Origin of the sequence: Aerococcus urinaeequi, from assembly GCF_001543205.1 — a bacterium.
Lineage (GTDB): Bacteria > Bacillota > Bacilli > Lactobacillales > Aerococcaceae > Aerococcus > Aerococcus urinaeequi.
Genome location: NZ_CP014162.1, coordinates 1,853,782 through 1,871,263, shown reverse-complemented (window position 1 = coordinate 1,871,263; position 17,482 = coordinate 1,853,782). Strand labels below are relative to the sequence as shown.

At 38.9% G+C, this 17,482-nt stretch carries 14 protein-coding genes; 1 reads left to right on the top strand and 13 read right to left on the bottom strand.

The features are described 5' to 3' along the window. The 7 genes from rnr to opp3b all read right to left on the bottom strand — a co-directional run bounded on the left by rnr (window position 1) and on the right by opp3b (window position 7,888). Window positions 1–2,511 (bottom strand): ribonuclease R, encoded by a 2,511-nt coding sequence (gene rnr, locus AWM74_RS08640; protein WP_026465973.1) that lies wholly within the window; start codon window positions 2,509–2,511, stop codon window positions 1–3. A 4-nt stretch (window positions 2,512–2,515) separates the two neighbouring features. Then, entirely contained in the window at window positions 2,516–3,274 is a 759-nt protein-coding gene (locus AWM74_RS08635) for an alpha/beta hydrolase (protein WP_026465972.1), read from the bottom strand. A 158-nt stretch (window positions 3,275–3,432) separates the two neighbouring features. After that, window positions 3,433–3,666: a preprotein translocase subunit SecG gene (gene secG / locus AWM74_RS08630; RefSeq protein WP_003143098.1), complete on the bottom strand. Its 234-nt coding sequence runs from the start codon at window positions 3,664–3,666 to the stop codon at window positions 3,433–3,435. Window positions 3,667–3,771: 105 nt separating this feature from the next. Continuing rightward, window positions 3,772–4,713 (bottom strand): ABC transporter ATP-binding protein, encoded by a 942-nt coding sequence (locus tag AWM74_RS08625; RefSeq protein WP_026465971.1) that lies wholly within the window; start codon window positions 4,711–4,713, stop codon window positions 3,772–3,774. Continuing rightward, entirely contained in the window at window positions 4,706–5,887 is a 1,182-nt protein-coding gene (locus AWM74_RS08620) for an ABC transporter ATP-binding protein (RefSeq protein ID WP_026465970.1), read from the bottom strand. Before AWM74_RS08620 ends, AWM74_RS08625 begins: the two co-directional genes overlap by 8 nt. Before the next feature lie 14 nt (window positions 5,888–5,901). After that, window positions 5,902–6,942, bottom strand: coding sequence for an oligopeptide ABC transporter permease (opp3C, locus tag AWM74_RS08615; RefSeq protein ID WP_026465969.1), 1,041 nt, complete (start codon window positions 6,940–6,942; stop codon window positions 5,902–5,904). 1 nt (window position 6,943) lies between these two features. Then, window positions 6,944–7,888, bottom strand: coding sequence for an oligopeptide ABC transporter permease (gene opp3b / locus AWM74_RS08610; protein WP_034258165.1), 945 nt, complete (start codon window positions 7,886–7,888; stop codon window positions 6,944–6,946). Window positions 7,889–7,949: 61 nt separating this feature from the next. Between opp3b and AWM74_RS08605 the strand changes: the two genes are divergently transcribed. Next, window positions 7,950–8,324, top strand: a complete 375-nt coding sequence (locus AWM74_RS08605; protein WP_003143091.1) for a DUF3899 domain-containing protein — start codon at window positions 7,950–7,952, stop codon at window positions 8,322–8,324. Window positions 8,325–8,738: 414 nt separating this feature from the next. Here the strand turns inward: AWM74_RS08605 and AWM74_RS08600 are convergent, their stop codons facing one another. From AWM74_RS08600 to AWM74_RS08575, 6 genes are all read right to left on the bottom strand, one after another. Then, a complete protein-coding gene (locus AWM74_RS08600) occupies window positions 8,739–10,412 on the bottom strand; it encodes a peptide ABC transporter substrate-binding protein (protein ID WP_026465967.1) in 1,674 nt (557 codons plus the stop codon). Between the two features lie 197 nt (window positions 10,413–10,609). Continuing rightward, window positions 10,610–12,250 (bottom strand): peptide ABC transporter substrate-binding protein, encoded by a 1,641-nt coding sequence (locus AWM74_RS08595; protein ID WP_026465966.1) that lies wholly within the window; start codon window positions 12,248–12,250, stop codon window positions 10,610–10,612. A gap of 287 nt (window positions 12,251–12,537) precedes the next feature. Continuing rightward, window positions 12,538–13,839 (bottom strand): phosphopyruvate hydratase, encoded by a 1,302-nt coding sequence (gene eno / locus AWM74_RS08590; RefSeq protein WP_016897452.1) that lies wholly within the window; start codon window positions 13,837–13,839, stop codon window positions 12,538–12,540. Between the two features lie 92 nt (window positions 13,840–13,931). Next, a complete protein-coding gene (gene gpmI / locus AWM74_RS08585) occupies window positions 13,932–15,464 on the bottom strand; it encodes a 2,3-bisphosphoglycerate-independent phosphoglycerate mutase (RefSeq protein ID WP_026465965.1) in 1,533 nt (510 codons plus the stop codon). A gap of 3 nt (window positions 15,465–15,467) precedes the next feature. Beyond that, window positions 15,468–16,220 carry a triose-phosphate isomerase gene (gene tpiA / locus AWM74_RS08580; RefSeq protein WP_016897454.1) on the bottom strand — a complete coding sequence of 251 codons (753 nt, stop codon included), beginning with the start codon at window positions 16,218–16,220 and terminating at the stop codon, window positions 15,468–15,470. Between the two features lie 49 nt (window positions 16,221–16,269). Further along, window positions 16,270–17,463, bottom strand: coding sequence for a phosphoglycerate kinase (locus AWM74_RS08575; RefSeq protein ID WP_016897455.1), 1,194 nt, complete (start codon window positions 17,461–17,463; stop codon window positions 16,270–16,272). Window positions 17,464–17,482: the final 19 nt, after the last annotated feature.

Sequence of the window (17,482 nt, the reverse complement as noted above, 5' to 3'; positions counted from 1 at the left end):
TTATTTGCGTTTACTTTGACGAATGACAAAGCTCCGTTTCTGATTTGATTTTTTACTATTGCTATTTTGCTTATTATTTTGTCCTTGACCGCCAGCTTTGCCGTTCTGTGGCTTGCTACCAGACTTCTTACCCTTCTGATGAGGTTTACCTGTGTGCTTGTTCTTATTCTCCTTATGAGACTTGCTAGCACCAGATTGGTCATTTCGGCGGTTGCCACCATTTGATTCTTTATCTTGTTGACGTCTACGGCTTCTATTGTTGCCTTTACGGCCTTTATTATTGCCACGTCCACCTTTACGGTTATCTTGACGCTGTAAACTAGTTGATTCACCGTTATCTTCACTCTTCACAATGACAAAATCGATGTCACGTGTATCTGTGTTAACATCCATAACTTTAACAGTCACTCTGTCCCCAATACGGTAAGTTTTTCCAGTATGCTCCCCAATCATCACTAACTGGCTATCTACAAAGTTGTAGTAATCGTCTTTTAGCATAGAAATATGGACTAAACCTTCAACTGTATTTGGTAATTCAACGAATAAACCAAAACCAGTAACCGACGAAATGATTCCTTCAAATTCCATGCCAATTTTATCCAGCATAAATTCTGTTTTCTTCAAGCTATCCGTTTCACGTTCAGCATCCACACTACGACGTTCCATCTTGGAAGAATGTTCTGCTATATCAGATAATTTCATCTTCATCTTCTCTTGTTTGTCTGCATTTGGACGTGCATGACTTTCATAGAAGTGAATTAAACGATGAACAATCAAGTCTGGGTAACGACGGATTGGTGATGTGAAGTGAGTGTAATCTTCAGCCGCCAAACCATAATGGCCGATTGGTTCAATATCATATTTCGCTTGTTTCATCGAACGCAGTAACATCATGGATACAACCGGTTGGAAAGTCGCTCCTTCAACCTCACGCAAGACATTTTGAATATCTTTTGGCCGAATAGAAGATTTTGTCCCTTGTGGCACAATACCAAAGGCCGTCACAAATTCTAAGAAACGTTGCATTCTGTCTTCATCCGGTTGCTCATGGACACGGTAGATGAATGGCAATACTTTCCTTGTGAAATGGCCAGCAACTGTCTCGTTCGCCGATAACATGAATGATTCAATCATCCGCTCTCCAACGCCACGATCACGTACTTCAATCGCTGTAGGATGACCTTCACCATCAACTATAATTTTCGCTTCACGAGAGTCAAAGTCAATGGCACCACGACTAACACGTTTATTGTATAAAATCTCATGTAAAGCACCCATATTTTCTAACATGTCAGTGATTTCACTGTATTTTTCCCGTAATTCTGAATCATTATCTGTGATAATGGCATTTACATCTGAATAAGTCATTCGGTAATCTGAGTGGATAATTGACGGATGAATATCATAATCAACAATACCGCCGTTATGGTCAATTTCCATGATAGCTGTCATTGTTAAACGGTCCACATTTGGATGTAATGAACATATACCATTAGATAAACGTTGCGGTAACATTGGGACTACGCGGTCTGTTAGATAAACTGACGTCCCACGTTCATAGGCTTCTTTATCCATTGCTGAATCTTCTGTCACATAATAAGACACGTCAGCAATATGGACGCCTAATTGATAGTTTCCATTTGGCAATTTACTTAATGAGATGGCATCATCCAAGTCTTTTGCATCTGCCCCATCAATTGTAATAGTCAACAGGTCACGGTGGTCCTTACGTCCTTTTAAGTCATCATTTGAGATGGTTTCAGGCACTTCATTGGCATGATCTAAAACTTCATTAGGGAATTCATGCGGAATTTCAAACATGTTTAAAATGGCAAGGATATCTACACCCGGCTCATCTTTATGACCGATTTGTTGGATGACGTTACCTGCAACTGCAAATGGGTGTTGGTCATCTGGATAATCCACTAATTCGACAACAACAATTTCACCCTCTACTGGGTGTAAGCCATCTGGTCTTACTAAGGCGGTTAAATTGTCTAAACCATGGTTTTGCGGTTTCACGCTGCCGATAAAACCTGTTGACGCTTTATCATTATCATTAAAGGGCGTAAACTCACCTGTAAGGCGTGTTGTATGACGGACTAATACTTCAGCAATTTCACCTTCAGCTGACTTGTCATTGGCAGGATGAGCTTCTCTGGTGATTTTCACCCGCACTTCATCACTTTGCAAGGCACCATTGGTTTTGCCTTTACCAATGAAAATGTCTTTTTCAAGTTCATCAGTTTTGACGAAACCAAATCCACGTGCATTCTGGGTAAATACCCCTGTATAAGTGGCTTTGTCTTGTTTGATACTTAAGGTACCGTTGCTTGTAATGGCAATGTCACCAGCTTGCTCTAATTTAGCGAGGGTTTTCACCAAATCGGCAAAATCGTCTGCTTGGTCATAAGACAAGGCTTGGCTTAAAGTTTGTGCTGTGTAATTTTCTTCTGAACTTGCCAACTCGGCAAGGATTTCTTTTTTCATATAATTAATTTTTCTACTCACTATTTCACTCCCAATTTAGGTTGGTTAAATATTCTATTACTGTGTCTTCAAATTCGTGGTGGTATTTACCGACTGTGATTACATGCCTTGCTGAATTAAAGCTATTTAAATAAACGGGTGCAGTGGTAATGGCATCTGCAAACTGCTCTCCAGCGGTTGGGTCAACTAATTCATCTTGACCAGAAGCTGCAATGTAGAATGGCACTTTCAATTCATCTAGTCGTGCGCTTAAATCACGGTTCATGGCATGTACACCGGTAAGGGTTGTATGTAATTGTTGGGCTACTTTGTCGTCCGACTGGTTAATTTCTGCTTCGGTCTTACCAGCGTATTTTTGGACTTTTCGGGCATAGGTCATAAATGATGTTGGTACATTGGAATCAGTAATAGCTTGATCTGTGACAATAGGTGTATTAAATACGCCCCCACCAATTGCCGGATTATTTAAAATCGCTGAGGTAGCCACTGTCCCACCTAATGACAAGCCAAAAACTGCAATCTGCTTATAGCCTTTTTCAACCATAAAATCGTAGGCATCTTGACCGTCTTGTAGCCATGCAGCTGGATTGCCTTCCTTAATTAAATCGAATACGTCCATAGTGCCATGTCCTGTTAAATGAGGTGCATAAACAGTGTAACCTTCACGATTTAACCGACGTCCTAACATCCGCACGTCGTTCGAAGTACCTGTAAAAGCGTGGAAAAGGATTACTGCCCTTTCATCACCTTCAAAGAAAAATGGTTCTGGTAATTTTGCTTGCATGCATATCCACTCTCAATCTTAATATATTATCATCCTTTATACATAATGACTTCGCTATTCCATTGTAAGTTTTATTCGCTTTTAAATCAATTAATTGCATTGTCATCAGCAAACGTAAGGCATAAAAATAGCGGTCCCCTAGCAGAACCGCCCAAATGTTATGAAGATAAGTTTGCTAATAGTAAGGCAATCACCATAAAGGCTACACCTAAGATGATTGTAAATCGATTTAAAACAGCTTCAAATCCGCGTGCTTTTTTCTTTTTACCAAACATTGCATCGCCACCACCAGTTAAGTTACTTGCACTGTTTCCTTTAGAAGGTTGTGCAACAACTACTAGAATTAGTAAAAAGGCGATAATAATTAGAATGGTTAATAATATATTATACAAAAGATACCCCTCCGTTTTAATGTCCTAGTTATTCTACCATAAGTATGGTTGACATACAATTGTGGGCAAATAAAAAAGGCGACCGAAGTCACCTTTTCTATTTGATTATTCGCCTTGGTTTGCACGCATTTCCTTATATAATTCAACTTCATTTGGTGAACAGTATACAAAGTGGTTTGGTGCGATTTCAACCATTGATTCGTCACCTTTGAAAGGTTCATGGTTGTAAGTAATACGTTGGCGGTTGCGTTCGTAGATTGGATCTGGCAAAGGAATTGCAGATAAAAGACTCTTCGTATAAGGGTGTAGACCGTGGTAATACAATTCGTCAGCATCAGCAAGTTCTACTATTTTACCCATATACATTACGGCAATACGGTCAGAAATGTATTTCACCATTGAAAGGTCATGGGCAATGAATAGGAATGTTAAGCCAAAGTCCTTTTGTAATTCTTCAAGCAAGTTAACTACTTGGGCTTGAATCGATACATCAAGGGCTGAAATTGGCTCATCCGCTACAATCATTTTTGGTGCCACTGCAAGTGCACGTGCAATCCCGATACGTTGACGTTGTCCACCAGAGAACTCATGTGGGTAACGGGTAGCATGTTGTGGGTTTAACCCAACTTGCTCTAGTAAATCAGCGACTTTCGCTTTACGTTCAGTTTTTGTCTTCACTAAACCGTGAATTTCTAGACCTTCAGCAATAATGTCTTCAACCTTCATACGAGGGTTTAAAGATGCGTACGGATCTTGGAAAATCATTTGGATATCTTTACGGAAGTCTAACATATCACGTCGATTTTTTAATGAAGCAATATCTTTATCTTCAAAAATGATTTCACCTGAAGTTGGTTGGTATAAACGCATAACAGCACGTCCGGTAGTTGTTTTACCAGAACCAGACTCACCAACTAAGCAAAATGTTTCACCTTTGAAAATGTCAAAAGAGATATCGTCAATGGCGCGTACTTCACCTTTTGAGCCTTCATTGAAGTATTGTTTTAAATTTCTAACTTTTAAAATTGGTTCCTGCTCATTAGCCAATTGCGTCATCTCCTTCCATATCTACTCCACCTGTAGCGATTACACCTTCAGTATCAGCTGAGGTAACCACTTCAGTATGCTCATCTAACTCAGCTTGAGGTGCACCATCGTTGTAGCCTTCTGGCACGATACCTTTTGATAGGCTTTCGTAAATTTTGTGACGACGTTGAATTTCAGCTGGCTCTTCTACTGCTGGTGCATCTGGGTGTAATAACCAAGTTGCAGCGGCATGTGTTGGCGATACTTGGAACAACGGTGGTTCTTCCTCATAATCAATTTCCATCGCGTATTCAGAACGTAAGGCAAAGGCGTCACCTTTTGGCGGATCTAATAAGTCTGGTGGTGTACCAGGGATTGAAACCAATTTACCTGCAGTATCTAATGTTGGCATTGAACCGATTAGCCCCCATGTATAAGGATGTTGTGGGTTGAAGAAGATTTCATCCACATCACCGTATTCAACGATTTTACCAGCGTACATAACGGCCACACGGTCAGCAACGTTTGCAACAACACCCAAGTCATGTGTGATGAAAATGATTGATGTATCAATTTTATCTTGTAATTCTTTCATTAATTCAAGAATTTGTGCTTGTATGGTTACGTCTAAAGCCGTTGTTGGCTCATCCGCAATTAAGACACGCGGGTTACATGCCAAGGCAATCGCAATAACGATACGTTGACGTTGTCCACCTGAGAATTGGTGTGGATAATGGTCCATACGTTCGTGTGCTTTTGGAATACCTACTAATTCTAGTAATTCTTCCGCTCTTGCATAGGCTTCTTTTTTAGATTTATTTTGGTGTAAGATAATCGGTTCAGCAATTTGCTTACCAATTTTCATTGTAGGGTTTAATGAAGTCATCGGATCTTGGAAGATCATGGCGATATCTTTACCACGAATACCTTGCATCTCTTTTTCAGATTTCTTCAATAAGTCTTCGCCGTTAAAAAGGATTTGACCACCTTTAACATCAGCGTTATTGGCTAATAAACGCATTACGGTACGAACGGTTACAGATTTACCTGAACCAGACTCACCTACGATTGCTAACGTTTCCCCATGTTTCAAGTCAAAGTTCACTTTACGAATGGCTTGAACATCACCAGAATACGTTTTGAAATTAATTTCCAAGTCCTTTACTTCTAAAATGTTTTCTGTTTTATTACTCAATTCTGCTCAACTCCTTAATCATTCGTTTTTGGATCTAGAGCATCACGCAAACCATTTGCTAACATGTTGAATGCAATCATGACGATACAGATTACACCCGCTGGGTACCACATTAAATGAGGCAAGAATCTAAATGTCTTGTACCCATCATTGATTAATGTACCTAGAGAAGCATTTGGTGCTGGAATACCTAAACCGATGAAACTCAAGAACGCTTCGAAGAAAATCGCAGACGGAATTGAGAATACTGTTTGGATAATAATGATACCTGACAGGTTAGGTAAGATGTGACGGAAAGAAATTTTCCATGCAGATTCACCTAAAGAGCGGGCAGCCAAGATGTACTCTTGGTTTTTAATTTTCATTGTTTGCGCACGAATTACACGAGCCATTGAAATCCACTCTGTAATTGCTAATGCAATGATGATTGACATGATACCTGGTTGTAATACTAATAACATTAGGATTACGATAACCAAGTTCGGTATACCTGATAGGATTTCTAAGAAACGCATCATGATGTTGTCAATACGACCACCATTCCAACCCGAAATAATACCATAAGGTACACCGATTACTAAGTTGAATAAGGCAGCCATCATACCGATAAATAGCGATACACGTGTACCGTATAAGACACGTGATAATAAGTCACGTCCTAAAGCGTCAGTACCTAAGTAGTAGTAAACGCCCTCTGGTACATTATTGGTAGCGTATTGGTCAATAGCAGTTCCGGCTACTTCTGATTTACCATCAAACCAAGCAAAGTTTTCCAATCCAGGAATCTTTGGTGGTAGGTTGGCAAAGGCTACGTTTTGCGCATTTGGATCTGCAGGTGCAATCACTGGCGCCAAGATAGCAAGAATGACGATAATGATCAATACCACTAGGGATACAATCGCTACTTTATTTTTCTTTAAACGACGCCAAGAGTCTTGAAGGAAGTTCAATGATTCTCCAGCAATTTGCTCACGTTCAGCGACGTGGTCATGTTGCGTAGCTGGGCGGAATTTGTCAGCTGCAATTGATTTATATGATTGATTGTTTTCAGCCATCTTATTCCCCTCCTTCATTACTTACACGAATACGTGGGTCTACGATACCGTATAACACATCTACAATTAATAACATTGACACTAACATGAATGAGTAAAGAATTGTGATACCCATGATTGTTGGATAGTCATTTGTTTGGATTGATTTAACGAATTGCTCACCAATACCAGGAATTGCGTAAATGTTTTCTACTACCATTGAACCTGTCATCAAGGCAACTGTTAATGGCCCTAATAATGTTAATAATGGAATTAAGGCATTACGTACACCATGTTTGAAAGCTACGGCTGTTTTGCTTAAACCTTTCGCACGCGCTAATTCAATATAGTCTGAATTCAATACGTCGACCATTTCGGTACGGATGAAACGACTCGAATCGGCTAATGGCGAAATGGCCAATGCTAATGTCGGTAAGACTGTTGCTGCAAATGAACCGTTCCATAAAGCGATTGGGAACCAACCTAGCTGTACGGCAAATACTAGTTGTAGTAATACCGCGAAAACGAAGTTAGGAATTGAACGACCCAAGATAGCTACTAATGTAGCAGTAGAGTCAATCCAAGTATTCTTGTACATAGCTGAAATAACACCTAGTATGATACCAAATGATGTACCGAACAAGATTGCTTGACCACCCAATTGTAATGACGGTCCAATACGGCTACTTAATAAGTCAGTAACTGGTGTATTTGAGAATTGGAAAGATACACCCAAATCACCTGTAAAAATACCTAACATATAACGTGCGTATTGGACGATCACCGGATCATTCAAGCCATAACGTTCGTTCATAATAATGATTTGTTCCGCAGATAACCGGTCCTCATTTTGGAAAGGTGTACCTGGAAGCAGTTTCATTAAGAAAAATGTAATTGTTGCAATTAGAAATATTGTTAAGAACATATAAAATACTCTTCGAAGTAGATATTTGTAATACGATTTCAAATTGCTTCACCTCCTATATTGTGTTAAATTATTGACATATCTGAAAGGATTTGATCTATCAATGATTTATAAACGTTGGAAAAGCATCCTTTTGCTTTTTGCCACGATACCGTTCATTATATCAATTTTTTTGCAAGAAGGTATCACTTTATTTTACTTGAGCAATAGCTACTTTTACTTGTCAGCGCCCTTTTTAATCCTTGGTTTATTCGGATTAATCTTTAAAGACGGGACTTTTGACCTGTTTCAGTACAGTTGGCGTAAGTGGAAACCAAGTGTTTTCTCACAAAATAATTCAAAAAATGATGATGACTCAGAAAGAAATGTACAAAATTTGTCCCAATCAATTGGTAACTGGTACATCGGCTTCCTAAAAATCGGTGGCAGCTTATTAGCAATAAGTTTAATCTTCCTAATCGCCTATTACATTATATAGAATTACCTGGGGTGGACAAAATTATCCGCCCTTTTTATGATATGTTATACTAGTTATCATTACCATGAAACATTATATCCCTAATCATGTTATTTTTCTTACCTTACTTCTGGTAAGCAAAACCCTATCAACCCACCTTCAATTTGGTCTTAATATGCGGTTAAGGTCTTTTTATTACCCAATTAGCACTACCGGGCTTCATAAGCCTAACGCGCCTTAAAACGCAAATAAATCCATTTGGTGGCATGTCTAGAATTATTTATAATCTAGTCAATCTCTTAGAAACATTCACCAAAAGCAGTACAAATTCTAACACAATTATCATTTAGCGTCAACATTCCTCACATATCATAATAAAAACAACCCGCCAAGCCGTGGCGGGTTGTTTCAATAAGTTTCAAATGTCAGCTGAAATTATTCTGCTGCTGTTTTTGAAGCCCATTTGAATGAAGTTGATGCACCAACTTGGTGGTGAACAACGCCTTCAACTGTTGGTTGCTCTAAGTAAGCACCGTAACGTTGGTACAATGGTGCGATACCAGCTTCTTCTAAAATTAAAGACTCAGCTGCGACTAAATCGCTCCAACGTTTATCTAAGTCTTCAGTTTCATCTGATGCAGCTTGGATTAACGCATCGTACTCTTCATTTGAGTAACCAGAATTGTTATTATTTCCATCAGTTACGAATAACTCTAAGTAGTTAATTGGGTCAGCATAGTCAGCGCCCCAACCTCCGATTTGTAAATCGTAGTCTTGACTATTATCAGCTGCTACACGGTTCTTGAACGGAACTGAAACAATTTGTACTTGTAAACCTGGTAGGTTTGTTTGTAATTGCCCTTGGATATATTCAGCTGAACGCTTGGCATTTTCTGTATCATCTACTAATAATTCAAGTGTAATTGAGTCAGTACCTAACTCCTCTAGACCAGCATTGAAAGCTTCTTGTGCTGATTCTACATCATAGTCAACAAATCCTGTACCTTCAGTTGAATCTTCACGGAAGTCAACTTCTGTTGATGGGTTACTTGCTAATCCTTCTGGTACTAAGTAGTCAGCAGGTAGCGAGCCATTTTGTAACACTTGGTCTGCAAATGATTGTTTATCAATCGCTTGTGAGATACCACGACGAATATTTGTATTCGCTAATGGTGTTTCTTCACCGTTACGTTCTTGGTTCATCTTGATATAGAATACTGTCGATTCTGGCGCATTATCCATGTTTGGATCACCTTCACGAGCCGCTACATATTCACCAGATACTGTAGTATAGTCAATCTCACCAGAATCAAATAGGTTTAATGCAGTTGAAGTTTCTTTAAGTACTTGGTATTTAACTGTATCTAACTGAACATTATCTGCATCCCAGTAGTTATCATTTTTCTCTAATGACCAGTTCAAGTTTGTACCATCCCAACCAGATAAGGCAAATGGTCCATTATATAAAACTGTATCTGAGTTAGTTGCGTAATTGTCACCTTGTTCTTCCACGTATGTTTGGTTAAGTGGGTAGAATGGTGCCATTGACAATAAACCTTCCAAATATGGCACAGGTTTCGCATATGTTACTTCTAATGTTTTTTCATCTACAGCAACAGCACCTAACTCTGAAGGTTCCATTTCGCCAGCGATGATTTCAGTTGCATTTTGGATGATACCGTCCGCTAAGTATGAGTATGGCGCTGCTGTATCAGGATCAACTAAACGTTGCCATGCATATACAAAGTCATTAGCTGTTACAGGGTCCCCATTTGACCATGTAGCATCTTCTTTAATTTTGTATGTGTATACAGAACCGTCTTCAGAAATTTCCGGTTCGCCGTCTAATACACCAGCTTCATATTTCCCTTCAGCATTTTGACGGTATAAACCTTCATTAACGTTGTTCATCATATCAAATGAAACTGTATCTGTAACCATTGTCGTATCCATTGTTGGTAATTCAGAAGTTGTCGTCCAGTTCAATACTTGTTCGCTTTCGCCAGAACCATTTGAACCTGAATTGTCACTTCCATTACCACAGGCTGCTAAAACTAAACCTGATAAACCAATCACTGCAAGTGATTTAAATAAACTTTTTCTTTCCATAAGAACATCCTCCATATTTAAGCAAATTGCTTAATTAGATATTTATTACAACATGGAGACAATTTACTAGATTTTGAATACGTTGTCAATCTTTTCTTCTCATTATTTTCATGAAATATTCATAATCCCCTCATAAACAAAGACAACCGTTGAAATTTTATCTACGGTTGTCTTGTCACTTGTTCAATTATTGTATTTTATTCTGCACTAATTAAATTGGCAGTACGTAAGTCAAATTCATTACCTACAGATCTGAAAGTGATACCTTCTAAGTTAGGATTTCTTAATTGTGTTTCTACCTCTTGGTATAACGGAATCCATGCCGCATCTTCTGTTAATACCTCTTGGGCAGCAATAAAGTTTTCCCAACGTGCTACTGGATCATTGGCATTTTCACCTTTAGCAGCAGTAATTTCTGCATCATAAGATTCGTTTGAGTAGTCCCCACGGTTGTATGGGCCATCGGTTTCAAATAATTCAAAGAAGTTGATACCATCTGCAAAGTCAGCTGCCCAACCTGTAATAACTAAATCATAATCACGTGCATCTTCTTGGCTTAGACGGTTTTTCTTAGGTACATTTTGCAATGTTAAAGTGACACCTGGTAAGTTATTTGCAATTTGTCCTTGAATATATTCAGCAGTTGTTTTACTTTTCTCGTCATCATCACCTAATAAGTTCAGTGTTAACGTTTCAACACCTAATTCATCTTGTGCTAATGCCCAAAGTCTAGCTGCTTCTTCTGGATCGTATTTATCTTCAATTGCAACTTCAGAGACAAAATCTTCTTCCGTTTCTGGGTTAAAGATAAAGTTTTCCGGTACAAATGTAGATACAGGGTTTGATCCATCACCGATTACATTAGTTGCCAACTCTTCGTTGTTGATTGCATAGTCGATCGCTTCCCGAAGATTTTTATTTTGGAATACTTCGTTATTATAGTTGAAGGCTACCCAGTAGTTTCTCGCTTTCGCTTGTTGTACAGCGTCTTCATGATTTAGATATTGCTTAGCTAATTCTCCTGTTAATAATGAGTTATCAACGTCACCAGCTTCAAATAAGTTGACGTTTGTCGAAACTTCTTTGATAACTTGAACATCTACTTCATCAATGGCAATTTTATCAGCATTATAGTAGTCTTCATTTTTCACTAACGACCAAGTTAAACCTGTACCATCCCAGTCAGTCATAGTAAATGGACCAGAGAAAACAAGACTTTCTGAATCAGTACCATATGCATCCCCTGCTTCTTCAACGAAAGCTTGGTTTTGTGGATATAATGGCGTGAAAGCTAATAAGTTTTCAATATATGGAATTGGTGTTTCTAAACGAATTTCAATAGTATAATCGTCTAAAGCTTCAACACCTAATTCTTCAACCGCTTGATCACCATTCAAAACACCTTCAGCATTTTCAAATCCTGCTAATAAGTATGAGTATGGTGCCACCGTATCTGGATTAGCTAAACGTTGAATTGCATATACAAAATCGTGAGCTGTAATTTGATCACCATTTGACCAAGTTGCGTCTTCGCGCATTTTGATTGTATAAGTTAATCCATCTTCAGAAACCTCTGGCAATGATTCAGCCAAGGCTGGTTGGATTTCATTTACATCATTTTCCCAATATAAACCCTCTTGAACATGTCCAATATAGTTAGCACTATTCATATCTGTTACTAATACTGAGTCCATTGTAGCAATTTCAGTTGGTGCCACATAATTGACTACCGCACTTGCTTCCCCATTTGCAGCTTCAGTATTCCCACCATTACTACCACAAGCACCTAATAAAGCCGCAGTTGCTAGCGTAACCAAAAAACTTTTCTTTATCTTCATAGAAATCTCCCACCTCTAACATATTTTTAATATAAATATCATTTTATCTCATTATTTTATTATGTCAATGGTATCAAGCTATAATTTTTGTCAGTAAAATCGATCACGCACAAATTTTTAAAATTTTCTGCAACTTTGTATGCGCAATTTTCACTTAAGTTGAAGTTAACGAAGACAAAAAAAGCACAGATACCGAAGTACCTGCGCTAGGATGTTAACTGTCTGAATATTCGAAAGTGTCATAGCGACCTAAATTGGTGCAATAAATTGCCCTAATTTAAGAGAAATTATTTGTTTTCTAAGTTGTAGAAAGCGTTTAGACCTTGGTACTCAGCTAAATCGCCTAATTCATCTTCGATACGTAATAATTGGTTGTATTTCGCCATACGGTCAGTACGTGATAATGAACCAGTTTTGATTTGACCAGCGTTAGTTGCAACAGCGATATCAGAGATTGTTGAATCTTCTGTTTCACCTGAACGGTGAGATACTACAGCTGTGTAGTTAGCACGTTTAGCCATTTCAATAGCGTTGAAAGTTTCAGTTAAAGTACCGATTTGGTTAACTTTAATTAAGATTGAGTTACCAACGTGGTTAGTAATACCGCGTTCTAAAATTTCAGTGTTTGTTACGAATAAGTCGTCACCAACTAATTGTACTTTTTCACCTAATTTTTCAGTTAATAATGCCCAACCGTCCCAGTCATTTTCATCCATACCATCTTCGATAGTAATGATTGGGTATTTAGCAACTAATTCTTCTAAGAATGCTACTTGTTCTTCAGCGTTACGTTTAGCTCCGCCTTCACCTTCGAATTTAGCGTAGTTGTAAACGCCATCTTCAAAGAATTCTGAAGAAGCACAGTCGAAACCTAAGAACATGTCTTCACCTGGTTTGTAACCAGCAGCTTCGATTGCTTGGATAATAGTTTCAACAGCATCTTCTGTACCGTCAAAACGAGGAGCGAATCCACCTTCATCACCAACAGCAGTTTCTAAACCACGGCCAGATAAGATTTTTTTCAATGCGTGGAAAGTTTCAGCACCCCAACGTAAAGCTTCTTTAAATGAAGAAGCACCAGCTGGAATAATCATGAATTCTTGGAAAGCGATTGGTGCATCTGAGTGAGAACCACCGTTTACAATGTTCATCATTGGTGTTGGTAATACTTTAGCGTTGAAACCACCTAAGTAGTTGTATAACGGGATGTTTAATTCATCAGCAGCAGCACGTGCAGCAGCGATTGAAACAGCCAAGATAGCGTTAGCACCTAAGTTACCTTTGTTAGCTGTACCATCTAATTCGATCATAGCAGCGTCAATACCGATTTGATCAGTTACGTCAAGTCCGATAATTGCATCAGCGATAGCGTTGTTCACGTTGTTTACAGCGTTTTGAACACCTTTACCTAAGTAACGTTCTTTGTCTCCGTCACGTAATTCAACGGCTTCATGTTCACCAGTTGAAGCTCCAGAAGGAACGATTCCTCGACCAAAACCTCCAGCTTCAGTGTAAACTTCAGCTTCTACAGTTGGGTTACCACGTGAGTCCAAGACTTCGCGTGCATAAATATCAGTAATTGCAGACATAATTTCTCTCCTTTAAATTCAAAATAATTTTTAAATTTGTTACATTCATATTATACCATACCCACCGATTGGTAGACACGGATATTCATTGTTTAGTGCTTAATTAAAGTTTCACCGGTCATTTCAGCTGGTTGGTCAACGTTCAATAGATCTAACATTGTTGGCGCAACATCGGCTAAACGACCATCAGTGCGTAATTCAATACCTTTTTGAGTGACAATTAATGGCACTGGTACTGTCGTATGCGCTGTATTTGGTGAACCATCTTCATTTAATTCTGTATCCGCGTTTCCGTGGTCAGCAAAGATGATGGCTTTACCGTCTTTAGCTAATAAGGCATCCACAACGCGACCTAAACATTCATCAACAGCCTCAATCGCTTTGATAGTAGGCTCTAACATACCAGAGTGACCTACCATATCTGGGTTAGCGAAGTTTAAGATAATCGCATCTTGACGGTCATTTTCAATCTCATCAACTAATGCATCTGTTACTTCGTAAGCAGACATTTCAGGTTTTAAGTCGTAAGTCGCTACTTTAGGTGAGTTAATCAAAATACGTTTTTCGCCTTCAAACTCGTCATTTGCCCCACCATTCATGAAGAATGTCACGTGAGGGTATTTTTCAGTTTCAGCGATACGTAATTGGTTTAAGCCATTATCTGATAACACTTGGCCAAGAACATTTTTCAATGCGATTGGTTTAAAAGCAATATCAGCTGGAATTGTATCTTTGTATTTAGTCATTGATACAAATTTAACGTTTGTTGGTACATTCCCACGATCGAAGTTATCCCATTCAGTTGCTGTTACAGCGTCTGAAAGTTGGATAGCACGGTCAGGACGGAAGTTAGCGAAAATGATAGCATCATTATCGGCTACTTGGCCTACTGGTTTGCCCTCAGCATCAACAATTACTGTTGGCTCAACGAATTCATCAGTAACGTCTTTAGCGTAGTTAGCATTTACAACTTCATTTGCGTTGTTGCCAGTTTCGCCTTTACCGTTAAAGATAACATCATAAGCTTTTTGTACACGTTCCCAACGGTTATCACGGTCCATTGCATAGTAACGTCCAGAAATTGAAGCGATTTGACCTAAGTTTTCTTCGGCCATTACTTTTTCAAGTGATTCAATATAACCTGGCGCTGCATGTGGATCAACGTCACGTCCATCTAAGAAAGCGTGTAGGTATAATTTTTCAACACCTTTAGCTTTAGCATCTTTAATCAATGCCTCGATATGACGTAAGTGGCTGTGTACCCCACCATCAGATAATAATCCGAAGATGTGTAAAGCTGAATGGTTGTCAGTTACATGAGTATAAGCACCATTTAATGCTTCATTCTCAGCAAATTCACCATCTTCAATAGCTTTATCGATTCGAGTTAGGCTTTGGTATACAATACGGCCAGCACCAATATTTGTATGGCCAACTTCAGAGTTACCCATTTGTCCATCAGGTAACCCAACGTCTAACCCAGAAGCTTTCATTGTAGCATGTGGAAATTCATTCCAGTAACGGTCAAAGTTTGGTTTGTTTGCTTGTGCTACAGCATTACCATATGATTCTTCTCTCCAACCGAATCCATCTAAGATAATAATAGCTACGGGTGATTTAGACATGTGTTATTTACCTCCATTTAATAATGCGATGTAAGAAGTAACATCAAGACTAGCTCCTCCTACGAGCGCACCGTCAACGTCCTCTTTTTCAAGCAATTCAGCAATGTTAGCTGGTTTAACAGAACCACCGTATAAAATACGTGTTTGGTCTGCTGCTTCTTTACCAGCGATTTCAAATAATAAATCGCGGATGTGTGCTGACATATCTTGTGCATCATCAGCAGAAGCTGTTTTACCAGTACCGATTGCCCAGATTGGTTCATAAGCAATTACAGCTTGTGCAACTTGATCAGCAGTTAAACCTTCAAGAGCAGCGCGGATTTGTCCACTAACCCATTCTTTTTCTTGGCCAGCTTCACGAGTTTCTAAAGTTTCACCACAGCAAATGATTGGTGTCATGTTGTGGCTGAAAATGCTTGCTGCTTTTTTACGTACATCTTCATCAGTTTCGCCGAATAATTCACGACGTTCTGAGTGACCGATGATAACGTAAGGTACGCCTAATGCTTCTAAAGCAAGCGGAGAAATTTCGCCTGTGAAAGCACCATCATCTTCAAAGTGAACATTTTGTGCACCAATTTGGATGTCAGTACCTGCTACTTCTTCGATTAATTTTTCAATGTAGATTGCTGGTGGTGCGATTAAAGATTCAGCATCCGTTTGCGGGAAACCTTCTTTAAGTGCAGCAACGAATTCGTGGGCTTCAGTAGCTGTTTTATTCATTTTCCAGTTACCAGCGATTAATGTCTTACGCATATATTAAAAACTCCTTTACGAAAAGTTTTACTCAATTTATTTACGAAAATTATTTGTTCGCGATTGCAGCGATACCAGGTAATTCTTTACCTTCTAAGAATTCTAATGATGCCCCACCACCGGTAGAAATGTGTGAGAATTTGTCAGCTAAACCTAATTGGTAAGCAGCTGCAGCAGAGTCCCCACCACCGATGATAGTTGTAGCATCAGTTAAGTTAGCGATAGCTTCACCAACACCGTTAGTACCTTTTGCGAAACTTGGCATTTCGAATACACCCATTGGGCCATTCCAAACAACAGTTTTCGCGTCTGCAACTTGTGCTGCGTAGTACTCAACAGTCTTAGGACCTACGTCAAGTGATTGCCAGTCAGCTGGAATGCCATCAACATCAACAACATCAGTGTTTGCATCGTTGTCAAAAGCATCAGCTACAACAAAGTCAACTGGTAATACTAAACGGTCGCCTGCGCGTTCAATTAAGTCTTTAGCCAATGGAATTTTGTCTTCTTCAAGTAAAGAGCCACCAACTTCGTAGCCTTGAGCTTTCATGAATGTATAAGCCATACCACCACCGATTAAGACTTTGTCAGCCTTGTTTAGTAACGATTCGATTACTGAAATCTTGTCAGATACTTTCGCACCACCTAAGATTGCAACGAATGGACGTTTTGGTTCGTTAACAGCATCGCCCAAGAATTGAATTTCTTTTTCCATTAAGAAACCGGCAACAGCTTCTGTGTTATTTGAGATACCAACGTTAGAAGCATGTTCACGGTGAGCAGTACCGAATGCGTCATTAACAAATACGTCGCCTAATGAAGCCCAGTATTTACCTAATTCAGGATCGTTCTTGCTTTCTTTCTTACCGTCTACATCTTCGAAACGAGTGTTTTCAAACATTAATACTTCGCCATCTTTAAGGTTAGCGATAGCATCTTCTAATTCTTGACCACGAGTTTGCGCTACGAAAGTAACTTCTTTACCTAATTTTTCAGATAAACGTTCTGCAACTGGGCGTAGAGATTTAGAAGCTTTGTCTTCTTCTGTTTTCACTTTACCAAGGTGAGAGAATAATACTAAACGACCACCTTGCTCAAGAATATACTCAATAGTTGGTAATGCTTGAACGATACGGTTGTCATCAGTAATATTAAGGTCTTTGTCCATTGGAACGTTAAAATCAGCACGTTCTAAAACTACTTTACCTTTTAAATCGATGTCTTTTACAGTTTTCTTAGCCATTAAAATAGCACTCCTTATC